Origin of the sequence: Myroides odoratus (assembly GCF_965118575.1) — a bacterium.
GTDB lineage: Bacteria > Bacteroidota > Bacteroidia > Flavobacteriales > Flavobacteriaceae > Flavobacterium > Flavobacterium odoratum_B.
Genome location: NZ_CBCPHW010000009.1, coordinates 145969 through 163636 on the forward strand (window position 1 = coordinate 145969; position 17668 = coordinate 163636).

17 protein-coding genes are annotated in these 17668 nt (G+C 34.7%); 9 read left to right on the forward strand and 8 right to left on the reverse strand.

Features of this window, described 5'->3' with window-relative positions; translation table 11 throughout:
- Nucleotides 1-69: 69 nt before the first annotated feature.
- The gene (locus ACMHJ2_RS09600; RefSeq protein WP_413512670.1) at nt 70-894 is read right to left on the reverse strand and encodes a siderophore-interacting protein; all 825 of its coding nucleotides are present in this window, start codon (nt 892-894) and stop codon (nt 70-72) included.
- A gap of 238 nt (nt 895-1132) precedes the next feature.
- Here ACMHJ2_RS09600 and udk point away from each other — a divergent pair, with 238 nt between their 5' ends.
- The 6 genes from udk (at nt 1133) to ACMHJ2_RS09630 (ending at nt 7053) form a co-directional block, all read left to right on the forward strand.
- Nucleotides 1133-1741 (forward strand): uridine kinase, encoded by a 609-nt coding sequence (gene udk / locus ACMHJ2_RS09605; RefSeq protein ID WP_413512671.1) that lies wholly within the window; start codon nt 1133-1135, stop codon nt 1739-1741.
- A 27-nt stretch (nt 1742-1768) separates the two neighbouring features.
- Nucleotides 1769-2092, forward strand: a complete 324-nt coding sequence (locus ACMHJ2_RS09610) for an FtsB family cell division protein (protein ID WP_413512672.1) — start codon at nt 1769-1771, stop codon at nt 2090-2092.
- Between the two features lie 18 nt (nt 2093-2110).
- On the forward strand, nt 2111-3472 hold the full coding sequence (locus tag ACMHJ2_RS09615) for a methylmalonyl-CoA mutase family protein (protein ID WP_413512673.1): 1362 nt from the start codon (nt 2111-2113) through the stop codon (nt 3470-3472).
- Between the two features lie 11 nt (nt 3473-3483).
- Entirely contained in the window at nt 3484-5013 is a 1530-nt protein-coding gene (locus ACMHJ2_RS09620; protein ID WP_413512674.1) for a methylmalonyl-CoA mutase family protein, read from the forward strand.
- A 112-nt stretch (nt 5014-5125) separates the two neighbouring features.
- A complete protein-coding gene (locus ACMHJ2_RS09625; protein WP_413512675.1) occupies nt 5126-6373 on the forward strand; it encodes a DEAD/DEAH box helicase in 1248 nt (415 codons plus the stop codon).
- A gap of 14 nt (nt 6374-6387) precedes the next feature.
- Nucleotides 6388-7053: a vancomycin high temperature exclusion protein gene (locus ACMHJ2_RS09630; RefSeq protein WP_413512676.1), complete on the forward strand. Its 666-nt coding sequence runs from the start codon at nt 6388-6390 to the stop codon at nt 7051-7053.
- Between the two features lie 34 nt (nt 7054-7087).
- Here ACMHJ2_RS09630 and feoB read toward each other — a convergent pair whose 3' ends face one another.
- From feoB to recR, 3 genes are all read right to left on the reverse strand, one after another.
- Entirely contained in the window at nt 7088-9268 is a 2181-nt protein-coding gene (feoB, locus tag ACMHJ2_RS09635) for a ferrous iron transport protein B (RefSeq protein WP_413512677.1), read from the reverse strand.
- A gap of 22 nt (nt 9269-9290) precedes the next feature.
- Nucleotides 9291-9524 (reverse strand): FeoA family protein, encoded by a 234-nt coding sequence (locus ACMHJ2_RS09640; RefSeq protein ID WP_413512678.1) that lies wholly within the window; start codon nt 9522-9524, stop codon nt 9291-9293.
- A 198-nt stretch (nt 9525-9722) separates the two neighbouring features.
- Nucleotides 9723-10343 carry a recombination mediator RecR gene (gene recR / locus ACMHJ2_RS09645; RefSeq protein ID WP_413512679.1) on the reverse strand — a complete coding sequence of 207 codons (621 nt, stop codon included), beginning with the start codon at nt 10341-10343 and terminating at the stop codon, nt 9723-9725.
- A gap of 187 nt (nt 10344-10530) precedes the next feature.
- Between recR and ACMHJ2_RS09650 the strand changes: the two genes are divergently transcribed.
- Nucleotides 10531-12033: a sodium:solute symporter gene (locus tag ACMHJ2_RS09650; protein ID WP_413512680.1), complete on the forward strand. Its 1503-nt coding sequence runs from the start codon at nt 10531-10533 to the stop codon at nt 12031-12033.
- On the opposite strand, the gene ACMHJ2_RS09655 is transcribed toward ACMHJ2_RS09650, so the two are convergent.
- Complete coding sequence (locus tag ACMHJ2_RS09655; protein WP_413512681.1) at nt 12010-12369, reverse strand: CoA-binding protein; 360 nt, start codon at nt 12367-12369, stop codon at nt 12010-12012. The two genes, ACMHJ2_RS09650 and ACMHJ2_RS09655, sit on opposite strands and share 24 nt — an antisense overlap.
- Nucleotides 12370-12541: 172 nt before the next feature.
- On the opposite strand from ACMHJ2_RS09655, the gene ACMHJ2_RS09660 reads away from it, so the two are divergent.
- Together ACMHJ2_RS09660 and ACMHJ2_RS09665 are read left to right on the forward strand one after the other, a co-directional pair.
- Nucleotides 12542-13231, forward strand: a complete 690-nt coding sequence (locus ACMHJ2_RS09660; protein ID WP_413512682.1) for an OmpW/AlkL family protein — start codon at nt 12542-12544, stop codon at nt 13229-13231.
- Nucleotides 13232-13410: 179 nt separating this feature from the next.
- Nucleotides 13411-15396: a heavy metal translocating P-type ATPase gene (locus tag ACMHJ2_RS09665; RefSeq protein WP_413512683.1), complete on the forward strand. Its 1986-nt coding sequence runs from the start codon at nt 13411-13413 to the stop codon at nt 15394-15396.
- Nucleotides 15397-15517: 121 nt separating this feature from the next.
- On the opposite strand, the gene ACMHJ2_RS09670 is transcribed toward ACMHJ2_RS09665, so the two are convergent.
- The 3 genes from ACMHJ2_RS09670 to ACMHJ2_RS09680 all read right to left on the reverse strand — a co-directional run bounded on the left by ACMHJ2_RS09670 (nt 15518) and on the right by ACMHJ2_RS09680 (nt 17474).
- Nucleotides 15518-16114 (reverse strand): hypothetical protein, encoded by a 597-nt coding sequence (locus tag ACMHJ2_RS09670; RefSeq protein WP_413512684.1) that lies wholly within the window; start codon nt 16112-16114, stop codon nt 15518-15520.
- A complete protein-coding gene (locus ACMHJ2_RS09675; RefSeq protein WP_413512693.1) occupies nt 16104-16541 on the reverse strand; it encodes an RNA polymerase sigma factor in 438 nt (145 codons plus the stop codon). Before ACMHJ2_RS09675 ends, ACMHJ2_RS09670 begins: the two co-directional genes overlap by 11 nt.
- 81 nt (nt 16542-16622) lie before the next feature.
- On the reverse strand, nt 16623-17474 hold the full coding sequence (locus ACMHJ2_RS09680; RefSeq protein WP_413512685.1) for a TraB/GumN family protein: 852 nt from the start codon (nt 17472-17474) through the stop codon (nt 16623-16625).
- Nucleotides 17475-17668 lie beyond the last annotated feature (194 nt).

Genomic DNA, 17668 nt, shown 5'->3' on the forward strand with positions numbered 1-17668 from the left:
ATTTAATTAAAGGTATTCAAATTTCTATTCTAACAATACCGACATGTATAACGCATTGCATTCTTTCTTTTAATCCATACTAGCCTTTTCAGCTCGACGATCTTCCTCCGAAACATTTTCTGCTTTTCCAAACTTCCAATAGGAATAAGCATAAAGTTCGTCTTTCGTCCAATTTTTCTCTTTACGCAAAAAGTTACGCAGTATTTTTACAGTAGAGAATTCAGCTGCTACATACGCAAATTTCGAAGGCATTTCTCCTTCTTGTTCAAGATAAACTAATGCTTTCTCCGCCAATTTGGTATTCTGACCGGGTGTTGGATTAATAATCCATTCTATTTGAGCATCTGCTTTTGTTTCTAATAATTGAATATCCTCAGCTGTTTCAACTTCTATAAAGGCTTTCACTTTCGCCTTTGCAGGTAAATCTTCTAAGATAGCGCCTAAAACGGGAAGGGCAGTAGCATCACCTATTAGAATGTAACGATCGGCTTCAGGATATAATAGGGTAGTTTCAATTCCCATAGCCACCCCTAACTTTGCACCAATTGGCGCTTTCATGGCCCATTTAGAAGCAGGTCCTTCATCACCATGTGCTACAAAATCTACATACAACTCTTTTAATTCCAAATTAATCCCTCGATGGGTATAGGTTCTAATGCTAGGTCGAAGTGCCTCTTCCATTGGAACCCATTGCCCTTTCTCAAAATCAAATTGCGGAAAGTGCACGGTATCACAGCCTTCAGGTGCTAAAAAAATTTTATTATTAACGCCTATTGTGGTCTGACTAAACTTAGTTGTATCTTCTCCTTGTAAAGTAATACGGATGTAATGTGGGGTAATATATGTTCTTTCTTTCAGTGTAAAAACACCTCGATCTACATTTTTCTTTGCCATATATCTTGGTTTATTTATAATAATCAAATTTCTTTCAGTCCGTTAGCTTAACAAAGATACCTTTTTTAAATTAGATTAAGTTTAAATAAGAGGTGTCCCTTTTAATAATCCAATACAATCCTTTTTTTACACGCATAGAATTAAACCATTGAAAAGGATTCGTCCGTATCCGAATAATAAAAAAATGTTTTTACCCTCTTTGATTAATTCCTATTTTTGCTAAAAATTAAAGACAAACATGCTAATTATTGGAATCGCAGGTGGTACAGGAAGTGGAAAAACGACTGTAGTTCATCAAATCATGAACGAACTACCTGAAACGGAGGTAGGTATTATATCACAAGACTCGTATTACAAGGCTACTGACAATCTTAGTTTAGAAGAAAGAACCTTAATCAATTTTGATCATCCGAGATCCATTGATTTTGATCTTTTAGTAAAAGATTTAAAAGATTTAAAAGAAGGGAAAATTGTAAATCAACCCATTTACTCGTTTGTTAAACACAATAGAACCAATGATTACATTCTTACACATCCCAGAAAAGTAATGATTGTTGAGGGAATTTTAATTTTGTGTAATCCCGAATTAAGGGAGTTATGTGATATTAAAATATTTGTTCACGCTGATTCTGATGAGCGTTTAATTCGCCGCTTAAAACGGGATATTGCAGAACGTGGACGCGATATGATAGAAGTTTTAAACCGCTATCAAAATACATTAAAACCTATGCATGATCAGTTTATAGAACCCTCAAAGGCTTATGCTGACATCATTATTCCGAATGATACCTATAATACAGTGGCAATTGATATAGTTCGTACTGTAATTAATGAGAAAATAGGTTAACTTTATACCAAATAAACAAAAAAGCCAATGGATTCGAAAAGCATGCTTCGCAAATTGAGATATATCCGAATAGTAAAAAATCCTTTTTTTTTAGTAACTATTGGCTTTCTTGTTTGGCTCATCTTTTTTGATAGCTATTCGTTAATCGAACACCAAACGATTGACCAAGAGATTGATAAACTAGAAGAAAGGAGAGACTATTTCCAAAATGAAATAGACAAAGACAAACAAGCGATTAAAAACCTGAAAGATGGAGATGCAACTGAAAAGTATGCAAGAGAAAAATATTACATGAAGCGAGATAATGAAGATATTTTCATCATTGAATTTGATACCGTATCTTCTAAGTAAACCTGACATTTTATCCCTATGAATCATCAACTTTTCGAAGAATTTAATACGATTCCTCCGAAACAATGGAAAAATAAAATTCAATACGAACTAGATGGAGTCGATTATAATAAAACCTTAGTTTGGGAAAGTTTAGAAGGAATCAAAGTACGTCCTTTCTATCATAAGGATGAAAGTCACCCCTTCCCTATCGCTACACAAACATCACAATGGCAGCTTGTACATCACATTTATATTCACGATCTAGAAAAATCAATTAGCAATGCCACTACTTCTTTACAAAAAGGTACAGAAGCAATTTATTTTACATTAGCTAATCCATCCATAGACCTAACCTTATTACTTGTTGCATTACCAAAAAATGCTGTTTATTTTTTCCGATTTACTTTTTTGGATCCAACTTATATCAAACAAGTTTCACAATGGTCTACGCAAAATAAATACACCATTCATCTATTGATTGATCCCATTTATCAACTCGTTACAGATGGAAATTGGTTTCACAATGTGACTCAGGATTTTACTATCACAGATACTTTACTCGGTCAATCTTCACAGGTCAATCTGGTTATTGACACCAAAGCGTATCAAAATGCTGGAGCAACAATCATACAACAAGTAGCTTATGCTTGCAGTCATTGGAACGAATATCTCTTGCGGCTAAAGATACAGCAACAACCTATTTTTATTGAAGTAGCCACTGGCGGTACTTATTTCTTTGAAATTGCTAAGCTCAAAGCGCTCCGTATGCTTTTTGAATTACTTGCTCAAGAATATGGTCAGCATACATTGACTATTAAAATTATATCGACTCCTACAAAGCGAAATAAGACGCTTTATAGTTCTACGATAAATCAACTGCGCACAACTACTGAATGTATGAGTGCAATTTTAGGAGGTACAGATTTTATAAGTAATTTACCGTATGATGCTTTGTATCGCAAAGACAACTACTTAAGCCAACAAATAGCTAGAGATCAACTGTCTTTACTCAAAAAAGAGGCCTGCTTCACAGCTGTTGACAACCCTACGGAAGGTACATATTATATTGACTATTTAACCAAACAAATTGCAGAAAAGGCGCTTGATATTTTCAAGCAAATTGAAAAATCAGATGGTTTTATCACTTCTTTGCATGCGGGTACGATTCAACGAAAGATTCATGAATCCGCAGAAAAGGAACAAGACCTATTCAATACCCAGAAAGAAATCTTACTTGGTATCAATCGGGATTTAAATACACAAGAAAGAATGCAAACACAATTGGAATTATATCCTTTTGTTAAACAAAAACCGCGCAAAACCCTTATTGCTCCTTTGATAGAAAAGCGTTTAGCTGAAGCCCATGAGCAACATAGACTAGCACAGGAAAACAAATAAGCGTATTCCACATGAAAAGAAAGGATTTAAACCATTTAAAAATAGATGCTATTACATTCCAAAGCAACTCAAATTCCTTTACAGGTAAAACGATTGACGGGATTTATATTGCATCTAAGTACACGGAAGAAGATATAGCCTTACTTGAAGATATTGATTTGGCTGCTGGATTTGCTCCTTATGTAAGAGGGATTGACACTTTGATGTATGTTCAAAAACCGTGGCAAATTAAACAGCCGCTCCATGAGATAGAAGCAGAAAATTGCAATACCTTCTATCGCAATCAACTCGCTGAAAATCAAAAAGAAATTACCCTCGCCTTACATGCTATTACGCAAAAAGGACTCGATTCGTCTTCTCTAAATGCGGAACAACTAACAGAACACACAGGTGTTATCCTAGACACGGTAGAGGATATGAAAGTTCTTTTGCATCAACTACCTCTATCTGAAATTGCGGTTTCTATACAAACAGGAGAAGCTATACTTCCAATTCTTGCCTTTTATATTGTTGCTGCGCAAGAGCAAGGAATAGATACCAAAACCTTGAATGGAAACTTGTACTTTGATGGATTAGAAATAAACCTGAACTCTTCTGCGTTTCATGCATCTACATCAACAAAAATCCACAGAGATAGTTTGGTATATATGCGCCAATATATGCCTAAATTCAATGTACTTTCCTTCTCAAACAACTCCTTGAAACAACTAAATGTTACAGCAGATCAAGAAGTCGCCTTTACTTTAATACAAGGAATACATTATATTAAGATGGGCTTGGAAGCACAAATACCAATTGATTATCTAGCCTCTCACCTCTCTTTTTCTTGGACCATTGGTTTAAATCACTTTATGGAAATCGCTAAAATGAGAGCGGCACGCTTATTATGGGCTAAATTAATCAAGGCTTTCAATCCTAAAAATGAACAAAGTTTAGCTTTACACATCCATGCGCAAACAGCCATCGATACAAAAGTTACAACTACAGCAATCGATCATTTAACGCCTTCGACTATTGAAGCAGCAACGGCTGTATTTGGTGGAGTTCAATCGCTTCAAATACAAACTTCTACTAGTGATATGGCATTTGCAATACACCACTTCTTAGAACTAGAAACCAAAAGTTGTAAAACAATTGATCCTTGGGCTGGTAGTTATTATGTAGAAAAATTAACGCTGGATATTGCAGATAAAGCATGGAGTCTTCTTGAAGAGATGAAAGAATTGGAGCTAGCAGAAATCAATCCAGTAGTAACGCATATCCTTCACAAGACTAAAGCCACAACTTTAGTAGAGGAACAACCAGGTACGGAAAAAAAACCTACACCTGATGCAGTTAATAAAATTCAATTGCTTAAACATCAATACAGTGAACGCTTAGAACAAATTAAATCCAATCGAGATACGCAAAAAGTTCAAGTTGCTTTGACTCAACTTACAGCGGGGAAAGCAACGCAAGAAGGCAATCTACTAGCACTGGCCATTGAAGCAGCCCGACAACGAGCTACTATTGCGGAAATACAAAAAGCCCTTACTCTTTAATACAATACACTCAAATCTGGTATTTTAAAAACTAAAAAACGGGCTTTTTAAGGTATATTTCATTAATTGTCTTCAAATCACGTACCTTTGTCTTCTTATATAAGTATCGGTTATGACATTTGAAGATTTACAACTAAATAAAAATATCTTACGCGCCATTGAGGAGCTGGATTATCAATCTCCTACAGCCATCCAAGAAAAAGTAGTACCCTTAGTCTTACAAGAAAAAGACGTGATTGGTTGCGCTCAAACTGGAACAGGCAAAACAGCTGCTTTTGCCATGCCTATTCTACATTATTTACATCGATTAGGCAATACCAAACGCACAAAAAATGCACGCGTTTTAGTTGTAACACCTACTAGAGAATTAGCTCAACAAGTGGCAGATAATTTTGCTTTATACGGCAAATATACCAATGCAACCTTGATGACTATTTATGGTGGCGTATCCAGTAAACCACAAATCGAACAGTTAAACAAAGGAGCTGATATTATTATTGGAACTCCTGGTCGTTTATTAGATTTATACAAGCAAAAACACCTCAATTTAGATCATCTTCACTTCTTAGTATTAGATGAAGCAGATTTAATGCTGGATATGGGATTCATTGATGATGTTAAAAAACTAATTCAACTTACTCCTGAAACCAGACAAACCTTATTATTTTCTGCTACGATGCCTTTACCTGTGCGAGAATTAGCGCATAACTTCTTAAAAAAACCGGAATATGTGGTTGTTGATGCTATATCATCTAGTGCAAAAACAGTAAAACAACAGGTATATTTTGTAGAAAAAAGCGATAAGAAAAAACTGTTATATCATCTTATTCGCAATGAAAAACTAAGTGATGTCCTAGTTTTTACCCGCACAAAAACAGGCGCTGATTCTGTTGTGGAAGCGCTCCAAAAAAATGGCATTAATGCTGCCTCTTTTCACGGTGATAAGTCGCAAAATTTAAGACAAGAAGCGCTGGATAGTTTCAAGCAAAAAGAAACCAAAGTACTAGTAGCTACGGATATTGCAGCAAGAGGTATTGACATTGATTCACTCCCTATTGTAATTAATTACGATTTACCAAATATTCCAGAAACCTTTGTTCACCGTATTGGCCGAACAGGAAGAGCAGGAAATGAAGGTTTAGCCGTTTCTTTTTGTGATAAATCTGAAAAAGGCTATTGGGAAACTATTGTAAAATTTACCCGTACTCAACCTAAAACGATTACAGATCATCCTTTTCCATGGAAAGAAGAACCTAAAAAGGGAGAAGATGCACCTAAGAAAGATTATAGAAATCAAGCTAAAAATAGTAATTCTCGCAAATCGGAAAATTCAAAGAAAAATAAAAAACGTTGGTATTAACCCCTTCTCTCTAAATGAAAATAAAAAAATTGATACTTAGTTTATTCATTGGTTTTCTTGCTTTGTTTTTCCTTATTTGGGGAGTCAACAACTATGTAACTTCCACTACACAGGATCAACTTTTTGATACGGTAAGTCAAATTCCGCACACAAAAGTAGGTCTGGTCTTAGGAACGGCTAAAACGTTAAACAATGGACAAAGCAATTATTATTTCACCTTTCGTATAGAGGCTGCTGTTCAATTATACCAAGCAGGAAAAATTGATTTTATTGTTGTCAGTGGAGATAACGGGTATGCAAACTATAATGAACCGAAAGATATGGAGGAAGCACTCATAGAAAGAGGAATTCCCAAAGACCATATCTATTTAGATTATGCTGGCTTTCGAACCTTAGATTCTGTCTATCGCATGAAAGCGATTTTTAATGAAGATTCGTTCACAATTATTTCTCAGCCTTTTCACAATGAAAGAGCTATTTATATAGCCAATCACTTGGGTTTAGAAACGATTGGTTTTAATGCTAAAGACGTTACTCGAACCTATGGATTTAAAACTTTACTTCGCGAAAAATTTGCTCGAGTAAAAGTAGTATTAGATCATCTAGTGAATAAAAAACCAAAATATTTAGGCCCTCAAATTTTAATTGGCGAGGGGTTAAAACAAGAAAAAGTCGAGTAAACTACTCGACTTTTTCTTGTTATATCTTTCATGTTTAAGTAAATAAGTACCAAATTTGAGTAACCGCAAAACACACAATCAAACCATAAATAACCGGAAGAATAGAAGCTACTGTAGTCCATTTTACACTATGTGTTTCTTTATAAATAGTATAAATAGTTGTGCTACATGGGTTGTGTAACAAGCTAAACAACATCAGGTTTATTCCGGTTAAAGTAGTCCATCCTGCCGTTTGTAAGATTGTTGCAATTTCGCCATCAGAAACTTCAAACATCACCCCTGCCCCTTCGCCAAGTGTTGCATCTCCTAATACCATAGCAGTAAGCATTAAAATAGTTGGAATAACAATTTCATTCGCTGGAATTGCTACGATATATGCCAGTAAAATAACGCCATTTAATCCGAGTAACACAGCAAAAGGATTTAAACCATCAATCATCCAAAGCGCCATACTTTTATCTGCAATATAAATATTACATACCAACCAAATAATTGCACCGGCTGGGGCCGCAAATACAATTGCACGCCATAGAACAATTAAGGTTCTATCGATCAAAGAGGTATAAATCGTTTGCCATACTTTTGGAGGGCGATAAGGCGGTAATTCTAGCGTAAAAAAGGAAGATTGTCCTTTTAGCATCGTTTTAGACAACAGCCAGGAGGTAAAAAAGGTAAAGGATATCCCCAAAACTACAATACCTACAACCGCTAAAGTCGACACCGTATTTGCCATATATTTAGGAACCAAAGCGCCAATAAAAATAGTCGCCATTAAAATTTGGGTAGGCCAACGCCCGTTACACAAAGAGAAATTATTGGTAATAATCGCAATTAATTTTTCTCGTGGACTGTTGATAATTCGCGTAGCGACAACTCCGGCAGCATTACATCCAAATCCCATGCTCATGGTCAATGCTTGCTTGCCATGCGCCCCTGCGCCTTTAAATATCCGATCGAGGTTAAAGGCTACACGCGGTAAATAACCAAAATCTTCTAACAAAGTAAACAATGGAAAAAAAATTGCCATAGGGGGTAGCATCACAGCAATTACCCAAGCCGTTGCCAAATAAATCCCATCAATTAAAAAACCGCTCAACCACCAAGGAAAACTCAAACTGCTTGCGCCTTCCTTTAATAAAGGGTATACTTGATCTAACAAGAGATATGACAAGGCTTGTGAAGGATAATTAGATCCAATTATCGTTATCCAAAGTACACCGCCTAACAATACAAGCATTAAGGGAAATCCTAAACTTCTACTTGTTACTACCTTATCAATTAAGCGATCCATTCGAAAAACCCGTTGATTTTCATTCGTTTTAACCCGCCCTTGTACAATTTTAGAAACTTGAGAAAAAATAGCACCTGCCACATGGTCTGAATAATCCAATCCTAAAGCTTCTGCATATTGGTGTGCTTTTTCTAAAATAGGTTCTATTTGTTTTTCAGTAATTAACGAAGACAAGGCTCCACTCACTAAAGCCGTTTGTATACTTTTATCTTGCTGAATTAAGCGCATAGCCATCCAATGAACACTTGGCAAATTTGGGTCTAAAGTCAATAAATCAGTTGCAATCGCTTGAATAGCCTTTCTCGAATCTCCAGAAATTTCCGCAATATTTTTTTGTTCGGCAACAAATTTCCCAGTTGCCACTTGATCAATTGCATGTAAAAGATCGGTTATACCGTCTTTATTTCTTGCTGAGGTAGGAATAACAGGAACTCCTAAATCACGAGATAATCCTCGTACATCGATTTCAACACCATGTCGCTTTGCTTCATCCATCAAATTCAAGCAAACCACAACTTTCGAAGTGATTTCCTGAATTTGAACCACCAAGCTCAAATGACGTTCCAATCGCCCCGCATCAACGACAACGACGGTTACGTCAGGTTCTCCAAATAAAATATAGTCACGAGCTACTTCCTCATCTTCGGAAGTAGACATCAGAGAATAAGTTCCTGGTAAATCCACCAAACGATACGTTTGATCGCCATATAAAAAACTTCCCTCTGCGCGAGTTACCGTTTTTCCAGGCCAGTTTCCTGTATGCTGTTTTAATCCTGTTAGTGCATTAAATAAAGTACTTTTTCCTGTATTTGGGTTTCCAGCCAATGCAATTGCATAGTCGTATTTACCCGACAGATTACCTAATTTTTTTAAATCTGTAGCTTTATTTAAATCACATATTTCACAGGCTGAATGTGTTTTCATACTCTTTTCCTTTCTTCAATAGTTAATCCTCTGCTTGCAATAAAACCATCTGTGCATCTGCTCTGCGCAAAGAAATAATTGTATTGTAAATAGAATAAGCTACCGGGTCATTTAAAGGACTTATACTGTGTACCGAAATAAGTGCGCCAGCAACAAATCCTAAATCAAGAAATCGTTGATGCACTTCTTTTGGGCAATCTTTAGTGATTCCCTTAATGATGCCTTTACCTCCCAATTTCAAATCCGATAAATTCATAACTCTATTATTTTGTTTAGATATACAAAATTACAAAATTAGACAAGCCTAACAATAAATTTAGCGTAATTTATATTTTAAAAAAAGAAAAGGGCATAAAACATCTAGGGTAACAAGAATTCAAGGATAGATACTCTCCCAATTCTTTACCCAAAACAACACTTTACAAGGTTTATTCGCTAAAATATAAATGAAATATTACATTGCCTTAAAGGCTTTTTCAAAAGGAACACGATGAATCAAACTACGTCCTAAGGTGACTTCATCTGCATATTCCAACTCATCGCCAACGGCAATTCCTCTAGCTATAGTAGAAGTAATTACATCGTAATCTTTAATTTGTTTATAAATGTAGAAATTAGTTGTATCTCCATCCATGGTAGAGCTCAAAGCAAAAATAAGTTCTTTTACAGTGCCTGTTTTCACTTTTTCAACTAGGGATTGGATATTCAACTGACTAGGACCAATCCCGTCAATAGGAGAAATTTTACCTCCTAACACGTGGTAAATTCCTTTAAATAACTGTGTATTTTCCAAAGCCATAACATCGCGAACATCTTCAACCACGCAAATAATTTGCTGATCTCTGGAAGGATTAGCGCAAATTTCACAACTTTCCGCATCTGAAATATTATAACAACTTTTGCAATAAATAATTTCTTGACGCATCTTACCCAAAGCATTTACTAAACGCGAAGTTTGTTCTTCGGGTTGTTTTAATAAATGCAAAGCCAATCGCAAAGCAGTACGTTTACCAATTCCAGGTAATTGTGAAATTTCTTCTACTGCTTTTTCTAATAATTTTGAAGGAAAATCCATTTGGCAAAGATATAAAATATACAACTATTTTCCATGTTTTTATACAGATCCAATTAAGGGAGCATACCTTGTAACTTCTTGATTAAAAAGTAAAATATCCCTTGCTTTATAATTTTATTCCATTGGAAATTGATACCCAAAATTTACTTACTTTTGATTTTATAGAAACGCAAAAAATACGCACACTATGACACCCATAAATATCCTTATCATTATCGCTATTTACTTTGGAATTTTAATTGCCATTTCACAATTAACCAGTAAAAAAGACAGCAGTAATGAGGCCTTTTTTAGTGCAAACAAAAATGCAAAATGGTATTTAGTGGCGTTTGGAATGATCGGAACGGCTTTATCTGGGGTGACTTTTATTTCTGTTCCTGGAGAGGTGGGTTCCCCAAATGGAGAACAGTTTAAATATTTTCAATTTATTTTGGGAAATGCGGTCGGTTTTATAATTACAGCTGCTGTGTTACTTCCCTTATATTACAAATACAACTTAGTTTCTATCTATACCTACATTGAAAAAAAGCTAGGCTTCTACAGTTACAAGAGTGCCGCATCTATTTTTTTACTCAGTAGAACCATTGGTTCTGCCTTTCGTTTATATCTCGTAGTCATTGTTTTACAACGTTATGTATTTGATTATTTTGGAATCCCCTTTTTTGCAACGGTATTAATTGCACTGTTACTCATTTATGCGTATACTTATAAAGGCGGGTTAAAAACAATTATTATAACAGATTCACTGCAAACTTTTTTCCTCGTTGCCTCTGTTATTTTGACTATTATTTTTATTTGTCACAAATTAGATTTATCAGCTATCCAAGCATTTGAAGAAATAAAAAACAGCAATTACTCTAAAGTTTTCTTCTTTGAAGATTTTATGGGAAACCGTTATCACTTCTTTAAACAATTTATAGGAGGAATATTTGTCACAGTAGCCATGGTTGGCTTAGATCAAGATTTGATGCAAAAAAACTTGAGCTGTAAAAATATCAAAGAAGCACAAAAGAATATGTACTCTTTTACTGGTATTTTTGTTCTGGTCAATCTACTATTCTTGGGAATAGGAGCTCTACTTTATATTTACGCAGCTAATCAAGGTATTGAAGTACCTTTAGATGCGATAACACAAAAACCACGTACGGATTTATTATTTCCAGAAATAGCCTTTAACCACCTCTCGGCAATTCCTGCTTTAATCTTTTTATTAGGGCTTACCGCAGCTACTTTTGCGACAACGGATTCTGCTTTAACTGCATTGACTACCTCCTTTTGTATTGATTTTTTAAACATGGACAAACAAAAAAGCAATCCTTCTAATGTTTGGAAAAGAAAAGTAGTTCATTTTGGTTTTTCAATACTTATGTTTTTAGTGATTCTTTTATTCAATGCAATCAACGATGCCTCTGTAGTAAGCATGATTTTTAAAATCGCATCTTACACTTATGGCCCATTACTAGGTTTATTTAGCTTCGCTATTTTCTTTAAAAAACGTCAAGTAAAAGACAAGCTTGTTCCGTATATCTGTCTAATATCTCCTTTTGCAACGCTATGGTTCAGCAACAACGCCAGTCAATTATTGAATGGTTATGTTTTTGACAATGAATTAATACTGGTTAATGCACTAATTACACTTGTTTTATTATTGTGCATTAGTTCAAGATCAAAACTGATTCGTGCGCAATAAAACTAAAGTACACGCTTCTTCGTACCCAATATTATTTTTAATCAATAGCTTATACAATTCAGGATTTTCAGTTCCGGGATTAAAAATTACCCTTTGGGGTTGCAATCGAATAATGTAATCATAAAAATCTACTTGTCTTTGGGGGTTTAGATACAAAGTAACGGTATCTATATCGTTGTACCCTATTAAATCCGTCGCAATATCAACATCTACAACCTGTCCCATTCTCAATCCATGAGCAACAACAGGGTGCCCATATTCGCGCAACATTCGAATGGCTTTATTGGAATATCGCTCTATATTTTCAGAAGCTCCTAATACAATGGTTTTTTTCATCTGTTTTTTTATTTTACGGTATTCTTAAATATACCATTTTATCTAAAATAAAACAAATTCCCAATATCTTTAAAAAATTATCTAAATAAAGATGCACTCAATGATAAAAATCATGTTTTTTCATTAACACAACCCCTACATTTGTTCTAGTATAATTGTAATACAGATAACTATGAAAAAGCTATTTCTATCATTATTAGGAGCTGTTTTATTAATGGGTAATGCAGCTAATGCACAAGAACCAACCAAAAAAGAAAAAGAGTCTTACAACTGGCAAGTGCGCCTACGTGGTGTAGGTGTTATTCCTCACAACAGAGCTGATATTAGTACGATCGGTGGACAAATTGATGTAAACAATAATTTCATTCCTGAATTAGACTTTACCTATTTCTTTACTGAAAATCTTGCGGCTGAATTAATTTTAGGAACATCAAGACACTCAGTAGGAACATTAGGTTCTGATTTAACACCTGTTGACATGGCTGATAACGCAAATGTGGACTTAGGAAGTGTATGGCTGTTACCTCCTACTTTGATGGTTCAATACCATCATCAAGTAACAGATAATTTTAAACCGTATGTTGGAGTTGGGGTTAACTATACCATCTTCTACAACGAGAAATCTGGAACTGCAAAAGACATTTCATACGATAACAAATTTGGTTGGGGCTATCAATTTGGATTTGATATTGACATCACAGATAAATTCTTTATCAACGTTGACTTCAAAAAATTATTCTTGAAAACTGACGTAACAGTTGATGCAACAAATCTTAATCCTACAGGACAACAATTGGATATTCCAGCTAAAGTAAAAATAGACCCTATGTTGATTGGTTTTGGTGTAGGTATGCGTTTTTAATTATTTAATTGATTTTTTCATAAAAAAATTCCTAACTATTCAGTTAGGAATTTTTTTTATCCTATCGTTTCGAAATACCAACAAAAGTGAACAAATGTAGCAGCGTTGCAAACTTGAATGTCTCCTATTTATATTGTAGATAAGTACTTAACTTTGTATATCCAATCTAAATAACAAGTATGATACATCAAGATAAAGACAGTTGTTGCAATTCAAAACTTGAATTCAATACAAAGCCCACTCACAATCACAAGGCAGAGGGTCATAACCACGATCATGAAGATCACAACCATAACCACAGCGAAATGAACAGTAAATTTGCTATAGGTTTTAGTTTACTTTTACTTTTTTTAGGTTTATTATTCGCCTATGTACTTCAAGCAGATTGGTTTATAAACAATCCTACTTTGCGTGTTTTATGGTATTTAGCAGCCTATATTCCCGTTGGCTTACCCGTACTAAAAGAAGCTTTTGCATTAGTACTTAAAAAGGATTTTTTCAATGAATTCTCTTTAATGGGAATTGCTACCCTAGGAGCTTTTGCTATCGGTGAATACCCTGAAGCTGTTGCTGTAATGGTATTTTACACCCTTGGAGAAATGTTTCAAGAATCGGCCGTAAATAAAGCGAAAGGCAATATCAAAGCACTCTTAGACATTCGTCCAAATGAAGCGAATGTATTCCGAAATAGTACATTCACAATTGTAAATCCTGAAGAGGTGCAAATAGGAGAACGCGTACAAGTAAAAGTAGGCGAAAAAATTCCATTAGATGGCGAATTAATATCAGAGAAAGGGAGTTTTAATACATCCGCGCTTACGGGAGAAAGTAAACCTTCTACCTATAAAAAAGGAGAACTTGTTTTAACGGGTATGATTAATTTAGAACAAGTAATTGAAATTCAAACTACAAAATTGTATCAAGATAGTTCGCTAGCTAAAATTCTAGAAATGGTGCAAGAAGCCAGTGCAAGAAAAGCGCCAACCGAATTATACATCCGGAAATTTGCCAAAATATATACCCCTATTGTCTTCTTCTTAGCCGTATTACTTACTTTTGTTCCTTATTTCTTTTTAGGCAATGAGTATGTATTTAGCCAATGGTTAGAAAGAGCCTTGGTATTTTTAGTTATCTCTTGTCCTTGTGCTTTGGTTATCTCTGTTCCTTTAGGGTATTTTGGAGGAATTGGAGCGGCTTCTAGAAATGGTATCTTGTTCAAAGGCTCTAATTTTCTTGAACTCATGGCTAAATTGGATTTGGTTGTGATGGATAAAACAGGTACGCTGACAGCTGGCGTTTTCAAAGTTCAAAAAGTAGAAACTAATTTCCCTAAAGATCAATTTGTTCAATGGGTCTCCGCAATTGAAAAACAATCCACACACCCAATTGCTAAAGCAATCGTAGAAGCCTTTCCAACGCTACTAATAGCAGAAAATGTAAAAGAAATTTCAGGTAAAGGCTTGTCGGGAAGCATTGAAAATCAAGAAATACTCGTAGGAAACACAGCCCTATTAAATCAATATGCCATTTCCTATCCCGATGAAATTAATCAAATAGTCGAGAGTATTGTTGTGGTTGCTATTGCTAATACCTATGCAGGTTACATAACCATTGCAGATGAAATTAAAGCAGATGCCAAGGATGCTATTAGATTAATGAGAACCCTAGGCGTTAGAAAAACCATCATGTTAAGCGGTGATAAAGATACGATTACTCAAAAAGTAGCAAAAGAAACGGGAATTGATTTTGCTCTAGGGGGTTTATTACCCGAGGGAAAAGTAGAGCAAGTTGAAAAGTTGAAAAAAGAAAATCCAACCTATTCTATTGCTTTTGTAGGAGATGGAATCAATGATGCTCCCGTATTAGCTTTAAGTGATGTCGGAATTGCCATGGGAGGTTTAGGTAGCGATGCAGCCATTGAGACCGCAGACGTAGTCATACAAACTGATCAACCTTCAAAAATTGCTACAGCCATTCACATTGGTAAAGAAACACGAAAAATTGTCATTCAAAATATCACCTTAGCCTTAGTGGTCAAGGTTATTGTACTCATCCTAGGTGCGGGTGGAATTGCAACGATGTGGGAAGCTGTTTTTGCAGATGTAGGTGTAGCATTACTTGCTATTTTAAATGCTGTTAGAATTCAAAAGATGAAGTTTATCTAAAAATAGTACGCCTTTACAGATCAATAAACCCACTATAATTCCAATTCATATGACAGGAATTTATAGTGGGTTTATTGATTTTAAGACATATCGAACCTTGTTTCGATTGTGGTATTTCTATTCAGACCAATGCTTTAAATTGATCTAAGGTTTCTTTCATTTGTTTGAGGTAACGCCCATACAAGCGTCTAATCCAAAACTTACAAACAAAAAAAACAAAAACGCACAAGCACAGAAAATAAAGTATAAAAAATCCATTTGTAAACAATAAACTAATTTTATCTAAAGAAAATCCAATAAAAAATGGAATAAAAAAAATGACAAATGGAGCTAATGAGAAACAAAAATTCTCATATAATTGAACATACATTCTCGTATTAAAATAAACCTCATACAAACTATCACGCGAATTCATTTCAAACGTACTTGAAGTGCGATAAAACAGTGCCATTTTTATGATATAGTAAAAAGAAACAATAGCAAATAAGAGATAAATAGCATAGAAAATAAATCGATTCTCTTCTGGCATAGCATACGGTTGAGGAACAAAAGCAATGCCTACAACACTGACTGATTGCAAGATAATATCCTTAAGGGTATTCTTTCGAATGCGATCTAGAGGTAAACGATCCATAGATGAAACTAGTGATTCCTCAGTTAATCTAGGGGTACTAATATCTTGAGCATCCCAAGATTTTTTAATAGCATCAAAATTCATATCCATTTCTCTTTATAATTTCTTGTAATTTATTTTTTGTACGATTTAATTTCACTCTGGCATTTCCTTCCGAAATCCCAAGATTAGATCCAATTTCTAGATGAGAAAAACCTTCTAAATAAAGAAATATCAAGGCCTTTTCTACATCATTTAAAGCGTGAATTGCTCTATACAGATACTGAACCTGATTTTCTATTTCTAAGTCTCTACTTTCAGACGATAATTGATGAATTTCATTGCTCAGCCTAAAAGTTGCCTTAGATACCTTACTATCTTTTTTAAAATACGTAATCGCCGTATTTAAAGCAACGCGATACATCCAGGTAGAAAACTGACTCTCTCCTCTAAAACTACTATACGATTTCCAAAGCTGACAGACTAACTCTTGATACAAATCCTCTTGATCGGCTTTTTCATCCACATACATTTTAGCTATCTTAAACAAGATTCCCTTATGTGCATTAATCCGTTCCAAAAATTCTTTTTCTACTTTCTCTTGCACCTATTCTTACTTTAAAACTGCTTTTACTTCATATCCCTTTGCTTTTAATAACTGAATTACCCCCAACTCTCCGCCGAGATGTCCAGCACCTACAGCAAACAAGGTTGTTTTTGTTGGCATAATTTTTTCCATTTTGATTACCCATTGTTCATTTCTATCATCCAGCAGCAACTTTTTAGCTTCTTTGGACATCAATGTGGCATCAGTCGCTAAAGCATATAATTCAGTGATATCCTCATCAGCAAAAGCCTTTGCCATAGCTTGGTAGTTTTTCTCAAAATCCTCTTCCATTTTTAATTGAGCCAAAATCTCCTTGGGTGGATATAAGGTTGTCATTATTTCGATTTGATCGATAAAATGTTCTAAACCTAAAATTGTCTTATTCAGTGACAACGCTTTTTCAAGTACCTCCATATCATAACCTTTTACCTCACAAGGAACCATTTTTGTTGCCAGTAACCCCAGCAAACCAAAGGACGCTAAATTATCAATCGATTTTAAATTAATATTATATTCTTCTTGTAATAAAAATCGAAACTCTTCTAACTCAGTAACAGTCAATTGAGAAGATATAGTAACATCCGAAAACATCAACTTTTGAATACTAGCGATTTCCTCGGGATCAGTAAGATTTACTTCAAGTGCAACTTGTTGCACCTTTTGAATTGTCTCAAGTACCTTTTCGTCTAACTTTAAATCAGCTAAACAAACCATGTGAAACGTCCCTAATAAGTAAGAGGGTTCATTCAAATCTTTTCCGCTAATTTCCCAAAGAATAGATTTATCCGCCTTTTGTTGAGCAAAACTAGGAAAGAAAGAAAAAATTAAAACGAAGCTTAATAGATATAAACGTTTCATAATAGACCAATTAGTTAATGTTTTACTGGTAAGTCTGTAAATTACAAAAACGTTACATAAAAAAATAGTTTTTTTTTGGTGATGGATTATGGGTTATGAGTGAAGAATATGTTATGAGTGAAGTGTTATGTGTTATGAGTGAAGAATTATGAGTGAAGAATACTCTTCCGTTCACCCATAACTCATACCCCATC